At 53.1% G+C, this 12,343-nt stretch carries 10 protein-coding genes; all 10 read left to right on the top strand.

Features of this window, described 5'->3' with window-relative positions:
• The first annotated feature begins 28 nt into the window (after window positions 1–28).
• The 10 genes from U9M73_RS15950 to U9M73_RS15910 all read left to right on the top strand — a co-directional run bounded on the left by U9M73_RS15950 (window position 29) and on the right by U9M73_RS15910 (window position 12,330).
• Entirely contained in the window at window positions 29–925 is an 897-nt protein-coding gene (locus U9M73_RS15950) for a M15 family metallopeptidase (RefSeq protein WP_009223697.1), read from the top strand.
• 239 nt (window positions 926–1,164) lie between these two features.
• Window positions 1,165–2,028, top strand: a complete 864-nt coding sequence (locus U9M73_RS15945) for an ABC transporter ATP-binding protein (protein ID WP_009223698.1) — start codon at window positions 1,165–1,167, stop codon at window positions 2,026–2,028.
• 14 nt (window positions 2,029–2,042) lie between these two features.
• Complete coding sequence (locus tag U9M73_RS15940) at window positions 2,043–2,846, top strand: hypothetical protein (protein WP_009223699.1); 804 nt, start codon at window positions 2,043–2,045, stop codon at window positions 2,844–2,846.
• Window positions 2,847–3,281: 435 nt separating this feature from the next.
• Window positions 3,282–4,643 (top strand): FAD-dependent oxidoreductase, encoded by a 1,362-nt coding sequence (locus tag U9M73_RS15935; protein WP_009223700.1) that lies wholly within the window; start codon window positions 3,282–3,284, stop codon window positions 4,641–4,643.
• Window positions 4,644–4,652: 9 nt separating this feature from the next.
• Window positions 4,653–4,844: a hypothetical protein gene (locus U9M73_RS22220; RefSeq protein ID WP_407673983.1), complete on the top strand. Its 192-nt coding sequence runs from the start codon at window positions 4,653–4,655 to the stop codon at window positions 4,842–4,844.
• A 213-nt stretch (window positions 4,845–5,057) separates the two neighbouring features.
• A complete protein-coding gene (locus U9M73_RS15930) occupies window positions 5,058–5,891 on the top strand; it encodes a formate/nitrite transporter family protein (protein ID WP_009223701.1) in 834 nt (277 codons plus the stop codon).
• 591 nt (window positions 5,892–6,482) lie between these two features.
• Window positions 6,483–8,552, top strand: a complete 2,070-nt coding sequence (locus U9M73_RS15925) for a molybdopterin-containing oxidoreductase family protein (RefSeq protein ID WP_323078021.1) — start codon at window positions 6,483–6,485, stop codon at window positions 8,550–8,552.
• 156 nt (window positions 8,553–8,708) lie between these two features.
• Window positions 8,709–9,932 (top strand): MFS transporter, encoded by a 1,224-nt coding sequence (locus tag U9M73_RS15920; protein WP_260071036.1) that lies wholly within the window; start codon window positions 8,709–8,711, stop codon window positions 9,930–9,932.
• Window positions 9,933–9,953: 21 nt separating this feature from the next.
• Entirely contained in the window at window positions 9,954–10,445 is a 492-nt protein-coding gene (locus U9M73_RS15915; protein ID WP_260071035.1) for a GNAT family N-acetyltransferase, read from the top strand.
• A 115-nt stretch (window positions 10,446–10,560) separates the two neighbouring features.
• Window positions 10,561–12,330 carry a glutamine--tRNA ligase/YqeY domain fusion protein gene (locus tag U9M73_RS15910; RefSeq protein WP_009223705.1) on the top strand — a complete coding sequence of 590 codons (1,770 nt, stop codon included), beginning with the start codon at window positions 10,561–10,563 and terminating at the stop codon, window positions 12,328–12,330.
• Window positions 12,331–12,343: the final 13 nt, after the last annotated feature.

Genomic DNA, 12,343 nt, shown 5'->3' with positions numbered 1-12,343 from the left:
CCAGGCACCGCCACAGGGAGGAACCAGGATGAACAGCAAGAAAGGCGTGGTGACTGCGGCGATGGCGCTGTTGTTAACAGCGGTATTAATCGCAGGCTGCGGCAAACAAGCGGCCGACGCTCCGCAGACACCGGCACAGAACAGCACGAACACGGCCGCCGGCGCAAATAACGGTGCGGGGGACAATGCCGCCAACGACACCGACACCATGGACGACCAAGCTACGGAAGGCAATAACGCAGCAAACGGCGGCATTACCGGGAACGGGGATTCCAGCGATTCGGCACAGGCCCCTGACGGTTCCAGCGACAGCAGCGGAGGGGACCGCGCAGCGATGGGGGATCCGTACAGCGTGGCGGTGCTGATCAACAAGCAATTTGCTTTACCGGAGGATTACGAGCCGAAGGATCTGGTCTATCCCGACGTCCGGTTTACATTCAAAGAAAAAATCGAAAAACGCATGATGCGCAAAGAGGCGGCAAAGGCGCTCGAGGAGCTGTTCGCTGGAGCCGAGAAAGACGGTATCTATCTGGCCGGCGTGTCGGCGTACCGTTCACATAAGACCCAAACGGCGCTGTTTAACCGTTACGTGGAGAAGGACGGCGAGGAAGTCGCGAAGACGTACAGCGCGGTTCCGGGCCACAGCGAGCATGAGACGGGTCTGGCGATCGACGTATCAGGCAGCGATGGCAAATGCGCAGCGGAAAGCTGCTTCGGTGACACGAAGGAAGCGGCCTGGCTGGCGGATCATGCCACCGAATACGGCTTTATCATTCGTTATCCGAAAGGGAAGGAAGACATTACCGGCTACAAATATGAGCCATGGCACCTGCGTTATGTAGGGAAAGAAATCGCGGCCGACATCGGCAAACGCGGCATTACGTTGGAAGAATACTATGATGCCGTCCCGGTTTCGGGCCAGTGATTTCATGGGATTTTTCGAGATCATGAGCTCATCCAGGAAAGACGCCTGCGGGCGTCTTTTTTAGATTTTCCATCCAGCGAAGGAACCTAATAAAATTAACAGTTGACACCTGATAATGATTATCAGTATCTTTAAGAAGATGAAGTTTTTATGAATCTAAGATGAAGTCGTGATATAGACTCTTTTTACAATGATACATTGGTGGGTTTATTCAGTTGGACACGGAAAGGATGAGTGCCATGGTTTCCTTAAAAACTTCGCATCTAGACATTGCCTATGAGGATCGTCTGATTGTCGAAGACTTAAACATTTCGATTCCCGAGGGGAAAATCACGGCGTTGGTTGGCGCGAACGGCTCCGGTAAATCAACGGTCCTGAAAACGATGGCTCGGATCCTTCAGCCGAAGTCCGGCAGCGTGCTGCTGAACGGCAAATCGATCCATAAGCAGTCGACGCGGGAAGTAGCCAAGCAGCTGGCGATTCTTCCGCAAAACCCAACCGCCCCGGAAGGATTAACGGTCTATGAGCTTGTATCGTACGGGCGTTTTCCGCATCAGAAGGGGTTTGGAGGTCTGAAGGCCGAGGACCGGAAAATTGTGGAGTGGGCGATCGAAGCCACCCGCATGACCGAGTTCAGTGACCGGGCCTTAGAGCATCTGTCCGGCGGTCAACGGCAGCGGGCCTGGATCGCCATGGCGCTGGCGCAGGAGACGGATATCCTGTTCCTCGACGAACCTACGACGTTCCTGGATATGGCCCATCAGTTGGAAGTGCTTCAACTGCTTGAAGAGCTGAATGCCACATCCAACCGGACGATTGTAATGGTTGTCCATGATTTGAATCATGCCGCTCGTTACGCGCATTACATGATTGCGATCAAGCAAGGCCAGGCCGTCGCTTCCGGTACACCGGAAGAGGTTGTGACCTCCAAAGTGCTGCGCGACGTGTTTGGCATCGAGGCGGATATCGTGACCGATCCGCGGAGTGGCGTACCGCTGTGCCTCCCTTATGAGCTGTACCGGGCTGCAGCCGAAGGCAAAGTACGCAAGGGCAAAAATGATGGACCGGAAGAGGTTTCGCCCAAAGTCGTCTCGTTCCTGTAGTGGGGGAACCAAAGATGAACATCAATTATCAGCTGCTGGAGCAGCAATTGGCGATTGTAACAGAGCAGCGGACGGATGCCTTTTTCACGATGCCCGCTGAGATGCTGTTGGATCGCGGGCAGCTGGTGGCTTTTTTGGAAATCTACCAGGAGAAAATTAAGGGGCTTGATCTTCAAGTATCCGCAACCTATTTCGCTACGAGCTGGCGGGTGGTGTGTGCAGCGCTGCACTACATGGGGTCGGTGGCCTCGGGCAAGCTGCATTTTTCGCTCGAAAATCTCACCCTGCAACTCGTGATGGTCAACGGATTCCCTTGGGTTTATTTTGTGCTGAACGATAAGGCTGAACAGCCTTGGCCAACCGGTGACCGTCTGTCCTGGCAGACCCGCGAGCTGACCCGTTTTTATGGCGAAGTGCTGCGACCAGTCATGGAAAATATTGCTGCAGTCTCGAAGCTGCCGGTTGCGCAGCTGTGGGGGCAGCTGCCGTTAGGCGTGCAATATTACGTCCATGCCATCGCCGGGCGTCTGGAGGAGGAAACCTTGCGTTCTCGGCTTCTGGAGGAGTACGAGTTCGTGAAGGAGCTGCCAGCCGAGGTATTTGGCCTAAAGCGCAATCCGTATCGGATCAAGGAAGTGTTGCTGGATGATCCTTATCGGCCAGGCGAGAAATCGCCGATGAAACCAACTTGTTGCTTAGCCTATCGGACGGACACCGGCCATGGCTACTGTTACGGATGTCCCAAGCTCACCAAGCCGGAGCGGGAGGCCAAATACGCCGAGATCCGTCAGCAGCTTGCTGCGGCTCAAGCGCAATAAAGAGACGGCTATCGCAGGGGTAAGGATGCGCGCGGTTGTTGGTTTCTACATACGCAATATGAATAACGAGCACTTGGCGATCCTGAAGAGGCTTCAGGAGTTGTCTAAGTGCTTTTCTTTTTTCCGATCCCTCAACCTTCCAGCTTAATATCCCAAATCGAAGGGAAGTCTGATAAGGGTTCCCCAATTCTGAACCAAAGGGATAATCGTGCAAAGAGGCGCGCGAGAAGGAGCCATAGGGGCCTTTCGGATATTTTAAATTGAGAAATTTTACTTTCTTTTCCCTCTTGCAATGTGAAAAAAGTCACACTATAATAAGAACCATGAAGTGAAATATTTCACAACAACTCGAGTTTTATAAGTGACGATTTTCACAAGTTAAGAAATTAGCTATACACAATCAAACAGGTATTGATTATGGAGGAGGAAGAAATCATGAAAGTAGCAGTTATCGGATGTACCCATGCAGGCACGGCGGCGATCGTTAATACGGCCAAACTTTACCCGGATGCGGAAATTACCGTATATGAACGGAACGACAATATCTCGTTCTTGTCGTGCGGCATCGCTCTTTATGTCGGAGGGATGGTTAAGGATCCTCAGGGGCTGTTCTATTCCTCGCCGCAGCAATTGGCTGAGCTGGGTGTAAATACAAAGATGCGGCACGAAGTCGTATCGGTAGATACGGATGCGAAAGTCCTTCAAGCCCGGAACCTGGAGACGGGCGAAGTGTTTGAAGATCGCTTCGACAAGCTGATTGTCACGACGGGGTCGTGGCCGATCGTACCGAAATTTGAGGGCAGTGATCTGGAGAATATTTTGCTTTCGAAGAACTATAACCACTCCAACACCATCATCGAAAAAGCGCAGCAAGCCAAACATATCGTTGTTGTCGGCGCAGGCTACATCGGCGTGGAGCTGGTTGAAGCGTTCCAGCTTAATGGGAAGCAAGTTACGTTGATCGATGCGGAGGACCGTATTTTGAGCAAATACCTCGATCCGGAGTACACGGACAAGATCGAACAATCGCTCCGCGAACACGGCATCGAGCTGGCTTTAGGCCAAAAGGTCACGCGCTTTGAAGGCGAGAACGGCAAAGTAACGAAAGTCATCACCGATAAAGGCACATACGCTGCAGACCTGGTGATCATGTGCATTGGGTTCCGTCCTAACACGGAGCTGTTAAAAGGTCAGGTCGACATGCTGGACAACGGCGCGATCATTGTGGACGAATATATGCGCACCTCGAAGCCGGATGTGTATGCGGCAGGCGACAGCTGCGCCGTCTTCTATAACCCGACAGGCAAGCATGCCTATATCCCGCTGGCAACCAACGCCGTTCGCATGGGGACGTTGGTAGCGCGAAATTTGGTTGCGCCAACCGTGAAGTATATGGGTACCCAAGGCACTTCGGGGATTAAAATTTACGAGGATAACATCGCCGGGACCGGTTTAACTTTAGCAGCGGCCAAGGACGCCGGTTTGGATGCAGAGGCGGTACTCATCACCGACAACTACCGACCGGAATTTATGCCAACCCATGAGCCGGTCATGCTGAAGGTGGTCTATGAGAAAAATACTCGCCGGATCCTGGGTGCACAAATCATGTCGAAGGTGGATCTGACTCAGTCGATCAACACGATTTCGGTATGCATCCAAAACGGAATGAAAATGGAAGAGCTCGCTTTCGTTGATTTCTTCTTCCAACCTCATTACAACAAGCCGTGGAATTTCTTGAACAGCGCAGGCTTAGAGGTGCTGCCGGAAGTTCCGAAGCGGGAAACTGTTCACGCCTAAGAAAAAAATATCAGCGAGTTCATTCGTGCGGGAGAATTCAAAGCGCTGGAGCCAAAGGAAGCCGCAAGAGCCATCTTTCTGGCGTTCCTGCACTTTCATCATCCTGCGCACTTCCGCCAATGGACGAATGAAGGGATTGATGCAGATTTCGATGCCGTATGGCAGTTAATATTGGACGGGATCGCCGCACCATCCAAGTAAATGCACGGTTAACGTGTAGGTTAAAGACCCTTTCCGGGATTGCTCCGGAAGGGGTCTTTTGTGTTCATGATGCAACACCGGCTTTGTGAAAACGTTAACGTGATCTATGTTATTTTTTCGAGGTAGACTCGCACGCTACAATAAACACGTCTTAATAACGACGAATGACCTGTGAAGTGTCGTTTAGAAGTGACATATAAAGGAGACAGGATCATGGCTTATTCAAAACCTGCGCAAATTGCCGAAGTATCCGTGGAATATGGCGTCAAAAAAGCACATTATCCGCTGCTTACCGTATTGATTCTTGGTTTTTTGGGCGGGGCGTTTATCGCGCTTGGCTTCCTTCTTGATATTCGCGTGATCAGCAGCGCTCCGGCGGAATGGGGCAGTATCGCCAATTTCATTGGGGCTGCGGTTTTCCCGATCGGGCTGATCCTCGTGCTGCTGGCGGGCGGTGAGCTGTTGACCGGCAATATGATGGCTGTGCCGTTAGCACGGATGGCGGGGCGGATTTCCACTGGTGACGTGTGCAAAAATCTCGTCCTCATCACTTTGAGCAATTTCGTTGGCGCTTTGTTCGTTGCTTATTTTTTCGGGCATGTGGTTGGCTTAACAGCCAGCGGACCTTATCTTGAGAAGCTGGTCGATATGGCCGGTCATAAGCTGGACGACAGCTTCCTGCAAGCGTTTGTGTCCGGGATCGGCTGCAACTGGCTGGTTGCTTTGGCGGTTTGGCTGTCTTATGGTGCAGACAATATGAGCGGTAAAATCTTGGGCATCTGGTTCCCAACGATGGCCTTTGTCGCGATCGGCTTCCAGCACGTTGTTGCGAATATGTTCCTGATTCCCGCAGCGATCTTTGAAGGGTATTACTCCTGGGGCGAATACTTGGGTAACTTTGTGCCGGTATGGCTGGGGAATTTGACCGGCGGGGCCATCTTCGTGGCTTCGGCGTATTGGACTGCTTTTCTGAAGGATAAAGGGTCCAAAGACGCACAGGTTACTGAGTTGGCTACGTCATCTGTAGCGGCGAGAGAACACGGATAAACCGGTTTGGTTGGGCTGGGCTGGGTTTGCTGTCTGCCGGAGCGCTTTTTACACCATTATCCCGATGAATCAGAAAGAATTTGTAAGGATAAAAGTGAGCCTCGACTAGCAGCAAACCAGCTAACCAGCAAACCAGCCGATCAGCTATGGGCTAGAAAGTTACCCTCATCATCCTTCATATCTTTATTAACCTCATTAACTCTCATCAACCGCCCCTTCCTTCGAATCTCTACCTCCCGAAAAGATACCTGAAGAAAGCGGATACCTGATCAAAATGGATACCGACCTAAGATGGATATCTAATCAAATACGGATATCTGAACGAAAGGGATACTTGTAAAGATGGATTATTAATCAAAGTTATACACCTGAACGAAGGGGATAATCGTGTAAAGAGGTGTGCGGAACACCCCCACACTCCGGCATCGGCCCCCGGCCCTGCCAACCTGCCATCCGGCCATCCGTCATCTTGACCATCCTACCACCTCGCCATTTCGCATTACACCATCCCGCCATAAGGAAATTCCCGTCTTGGGGTTTACGGCGGGGACGTTTATTCTTACAATAGGCTACAGACAGGAGGGGTGGAACATGATCCATGAACCTAACGGGGTGTTTCCTGCGGTTTGTCCGCTGGATTGTCCCGATACGTGCAGCTTGCTGCTTCATAAAGAGAATGGAAAAATCGTCAAGGTGACCGGCAACCCCGATCACCCGATTACGCAAGGCGCGATCTGCAACAAGGTCCGCAATATGGCGGAGCGGGTCTACCATCCCGAACGGGTGCTGTATCCCCTGAAACGCGTTGGACGCAAGGGGGAAGGGAAGTTTGAACGCATCACCTGGGATGAAGCGATCCAAGAGATCGCGGATCGTTATAAGGGATTGATCCGGGAGTATGGGTCGGAGTCGATCCTGCCGTACAGTTTTTACGGCAATATGGGGATCTTGAGCGTCGATGGGATGGACCGGCGGTTCTTCAACCGTTTGGGCGCGACGCAGCTGCAACAAGGCATATGCAATTCCGCGGGCACTGCGGGATGGAGATATACGATGGGATTTGGCGGCGGGACGAGCCCGGAAGAGACGGTCAAGGCCAAGCTGATCATCGTGTGGGGCGGCAACCTCGTTAGCACCAACATGCACCAGATTGCCCTGATCGAAAAAGCCCGCAAACAGGGAGCACAGCTCGTCGTCATCGACGTGCACCGCAACCGGACAGGACAGCGGGCCGACTGGTTTATCCCGCTTTATCCGGGCACGGACGCAGCGTTGGCGCTTGGGATGATGCACGTGCTGTTCGAACGTGGCCTGGTGAACGAAGCGTTCTTGGAACGCTATACGGTTGGCCATGCCGAGCTGCGTGAGCACGTGAAGCAGTACACGCCGGAGCGTGTGGCGGCGATCACCGGCGTACCGGCCGAGTCGATCGTGAAGCTGGCCGTTCTGTATGGCGAAACTTCGCCCGCCTACATTCATATCGGCAACGGCCTGCAGCATCACGACAATGGCGGGATGACGGTCCGCACGATCAGCTGCCTGCCGGCGTTAACCGGCCAGTGGCTCGTGCCGGGGGGCGGCGCCTACAAATCCAACGGCGCTTACAGCAAGATGAACGCGACCGCGCTCGAGCGCCCCGATCTGCGGCCCAACCCGGGCGCGCGTACGGTCAGCATGAACCAGCTGGGTGACGTCTTGTTGACGCTTGATCCGCCGATCCGCGCCTTGTATGTCTACTGCGCCAATCCGGCGGTTGTAGCCCCGGATACAGGGAAGGTGGAGCAAGGTCTTCTACGGGAGGACCTGTTCACCGTGGTGCATGATCTCTTTTTGACGGACACGACCAAATACGCGGATATTGTGTTGCCGGCGACGTCCTCTTTTGAAAATACGGACTTGTACGGTTCTTACTGGCATCATTATATCCAGCTTCAAGAGCCGGTGATCGCTCCCCGGGGCGAAAGCAAAAGCAACGTCGAAACGTTTAAGCTGTTGGCGGCCGCGATGGGGTTTGACGACGATGCGTTCCGCGACACGGAAGAGGATATGATCCGGCAGGCTTTGGATTTCAAGCATAATCCGTATCTGGAAGGCGTGACGCTGGAGAAGCTGAAGGAGCAGCGGTTCGTGAAGCTGAACATGGAACCGCAGCGAACCTGGCTCGACCATCTGCCGACCCCGTCGCGGAAGATCGAGCTGTATTCCGCCACGCTGGAGCGGGCAGGACTACCGCCGTTACCAACGTATGTGCCGCTGGTGGAAGGCTATGACGGTGAGCGCCGTCCCGGCAAGGACACGCCGTATCCGCTGATGTTTATCTCCCCGCCAAACCACAGCTTCCTCAACTCAACGTTTGGGAATGTGGAGAAGTTAAAGGCGCTGGAGAAAGGTCCGGTGTTGCAAATTCATCCGGACGATGCCGCTGCGCGCGGGATTGCTGATGGGGACGAAGTGACGGTGTGGAATGACCGCGGCAGCTACGACGTTACGGCGTCCGTCACCGACAAGATGCTGCCGGGCACGGTGGTCAGCCAAGGGTTATGGTGGCAGCAGGAGGACGGGAAGCGTACGCGCGCGAACGCCTTAACCCCAGACCGGTTGGCTGATATGGGCGGCGGAGCGGTATTCTTTTCCACCGTGGTGGATGTTAAGCGCCGATAGATATGTACTTGCCTGAGTTGCGCTTTTAGGCGATACTATTATAATCTGGGCGTTGTACAAGCAAAATTTGCCGAACCATCTGATTTGATCGTGGGGGGCCCTGGTGGCCCTCCTTTTTTGTATATATGTAACTGTTGCAGCAGAGGGGGAATAACGATGAGATGGCTGCAGTCTTATCCGCGGGAAGTCAAGGTGTTTTTAATCGCAAGCTTGATCAGCTCGGCCGGCGGTTCGTTGATGTGGCCTTTGGTCACGATGTTCGTGTTTAAAGTGCTGGGGCGGACAGTGACAGATGCCGGTCTGGTTATCCTCGTCATGTCCGTCGGCGGGATTGCAGGTCAGCTGCTGGGCGGAGCGCTGTACCATCGTTTAGGCGTCAAGCGCTTGATCGTTGGCGGTCTTGCTTTGACGGCACTATTCCTGATGCTGCTGCCCTACGGAAGCGGGAATTGGCATTTGTTTATGCTGCTGATGCTGCTGGTTGGTTTTTTTAATGCCACGACGATGCCGGCCATCCAAGCGTTTATCGGCTTTCGTTTTGCCGAGCAGCGCGGGGAACTGTTTAATGTCATTTACGTCGCCAACAATATTGGTGTGGCTTTGGGGACGGCGATCAGCGGGTTTTTGGCACAGATATCGTATGACCTCAGTTTTATTTTGAATGGACTCACATCGGCGGGGTTTGCCTTGTTTTTTTGGTTTTATTTGAACAAAGTTCAAAAAACTCAAGGCGAGCTGCAAGTGCAGAAGCGCAAAAAAACGGTGGAAGGACAAAGCGTCTGGACGCTGATACGCTGGTATCCTGTTTACCTGTTTATGGGCGTGGGGTCGTTTTTTCTCTGGCTCGGGAACTGTATTTGGAACAACGGCGTATCGCCGTATATCATCTCCCAAGGCATGCCGGAGTGGAATTATAGTATTCTCTGGACGCTGAACGGTTTATTGATTTTTGTGGGGCAACCTTTTACTTTATGGATAAAGCGGACCTTTGCCGGTTCCCCGCAAGCCCAAATGACGGCGAGTGCCATATTCTACATGCTGGGTTACGCTACAATCTTAAGCTTTCATACGTACCCGAGCATGGTTGCGGCAATGGTGCTCACCACCTTCGGCGAAATGCTGATCTCTCCGGCGATTCCGTCGTTTATCTCTGACCGGACAGGGAAGGCGGCGCCGTTTTACCTCGGTTTGGTTGGCGGGATGGGAGCGGCTGGCCGCGTTGCTGGACCTTATGCGATGGGCATGCTGTTTGACTGGAACGGACTTACGCCGGTCGCTTGGCTGGCAGTGGGCATTGCGGCGCTATCGGTGGTATCCTTCTTGGTGCATGCCGCTGTGAACCGGGAGAGTGGACCGCAGCTGTCGGGTTTGGCTGAGTGAGTAGTAGAAAGGATGAAGTTCATGAATCACCGTGAAATCTGGACGCGTCTATCGGAAATGCGTGATGCGGCCGCTTTAATAGAAATTGACAAGATCACCTGGGATTATAACAACACGCCAGCGGAAAAAATGGAATGGGAGTCGAGGGAGCAGTATTTGCAGAGCTGCCCGCCGGGAAGCCAGATTGTGGCTGGGATTGGCGAGGAGATCTGCGGCTATATCGGTTTTAAGCCGCCGACCCCGCTGCCCAGCAACCAACATGTGCTTGAGCTGAACATCGCGATCCATCCGAAGTACCAGCGGCAGGGCATAGGGCGGGTGCTGATGGATGCCTTGGTGAAGTTGGCGGCCGAGCGGGGCGTGCGTAAGTTGTCGCTGCGCGTGCTCGCCAGCAATCCAGGGGCCATCGCTTTTTACAAAAACTGCGGGTTTGTGGAACAGGGCCGGCTTGTTGAAGAATTTTTGATTAACGGAACGTATGTTGACGATATATTAATGTGGAGAAAGGTTTAGCCGATGAAGTCCCGATTCAAGCGCGGCGCGTGAAGCGTCCGTTAGTACTTAAGGCATTGAACTATTCGGAAGATATCGGTATATTTAGAAGAAGAAAATTCGGGGAAGAACTCGAATGGAAAGGTTGATACCCGTGGAAAACAACTTCACCCCTCCCAATTTTATTAAAAACATCATTTCGGAAGATTTGAAATCCGGCAAGGTGAAAACCGTAGTTACGCGGTTCCCGCCGGAACCAAACGGTTACCTACATATCGGACACGCCAAAGCGATCTGGATCAACTTCGCGTTGGCGGACGAGTTCGGCGGACGGACACACCTGCGGTTTGACGACACCAACCCGGTTAAAGAAGATGTAGAGTACGTCAACTCGATTAAGGAAGACGTGAAATGGCTGGGCTTCGAGTGGGAAGAGCTGCATTTTGCGTCGGATTATTTTGAAGAGATGTATAATCGTGCCGTGCTGCTGATCAAGAAAGGCAAAGCTTACGTTGATGATCTCAGTGCGGACCAAATTCGCGAGATGCGCGGAACGCTCACCGAGCCGGGGAAAAACAGCCCATATCGCGACCGATCGGTTGAGGAAAACCTTGACCTGTTCGAACGGATGCGGAACGGTGAGTTTAAGGATGGGGAAAAGGTGCTGCGTGCGAAAATCGATATGGCGTCGCCGAACATCAACCTGCGTGACCCTGTCATTTACCGGATCGTGCATGCAACCCATCATAACACCGGCGACAAATGGTGTATTTATCCGATGTACACGTTTGCTCATCCGTTGGAGGATGCGATCGAGGGCATAACCCATTCCTTATGCTCGACCGAGTTTGAGGATCAACGCCCGTTCTATGATTGGACGATCGCCGAAACGGAAATGCCGCACGTGTCCCGTCAATACGAATTTGGCCGGTTGAATTTGACGCAAACGGTGACCAGCAAGCGGAAGCTGAAAAAGCTGGTGGATGAAGGCATCGTTGACGGTTGGGACGATCCGCGGATGCCGACGATTTCCGGTCTGCGCCGCCGCGGCTATACACCGGAAGCGATCAAAGCGTTCGTCTACGAAACCGGGATTTCCAAAAATTTCGGGAACGTGGATCCGAAAATGCTGGAGCATTTTATCCGCGAGGATTTGAAATTGAAAGCTCCGCGGACGATGGCGGTGCTGGACCCGCTGAAGGTTGTGATCACCAACTATCCAGAAGGACAAATCGAATGGCTGGATGCGGAGAACAATCCTGAAAATCCGGACATGGGCAGCCGTAAAATTCCGTTCTCGCGGGAGATATACATCGAACGGGACGACTTCATGGAGAATCCGCCGAGCAAATATTTCCGTTTGTTCCCGGGCAACGAAGTCCGTCTGAAAAATGCTTACTTCGTGAAATGCAACGATGTGATCAAGGATGCGGACGGCAATGTGGTGGAGATCCACTGCACGTATGATCCGGAAACGAAGAGCGGCACCGGCTTCACCGGCCGTAAAGTGAAAGGCACCATCCACTGGGTGGAGGCTACTCAAGCGGTACCTGCCGAATTCCGGTTGTACGAACCGCTGATCCTGGAAGAGGAAGCGGAGAAGACGGCAGACGTGGCGTTGGAGGAAACGGTGGAGGGCCTGGTTGATGAGGAGCTGCGCGATGCTGCGGAACCGGCCGCTGAAGCTGCCGAGGAGAAATCGTTCCTCGATCTCATCAACCCGAACTCGCTGACGATTGCTCACGGATTCATAGAGCCTAACATGAAGGATGCCAAGCCGCAGGATAAATTCCAATTCTTCCGGCACGGGTATTTTAACGTGGATACGAAATATTCGAAGCCGGGTCAACCGGTGTTTAACCGTATCGTGTCGCTGAAAAGCTCGTTCCAATTGCCGAAGGCCTAAGCCATTAACGGCG

It is taken from the genome of Paenibacillus phoenicis, assembly GCF_034718895.1.
Taxonomy (GTDB): Bacteria; Bacillota; Bacilli; order Paenibacillales; family Paenibacillaceae; genus Fontibacillus; species Fontibacillus phoenicis.
Note: the sequence above shows the minus strand (reverse complement) of the source record. Positions and strands in the feature narration are given on the sequence as shown.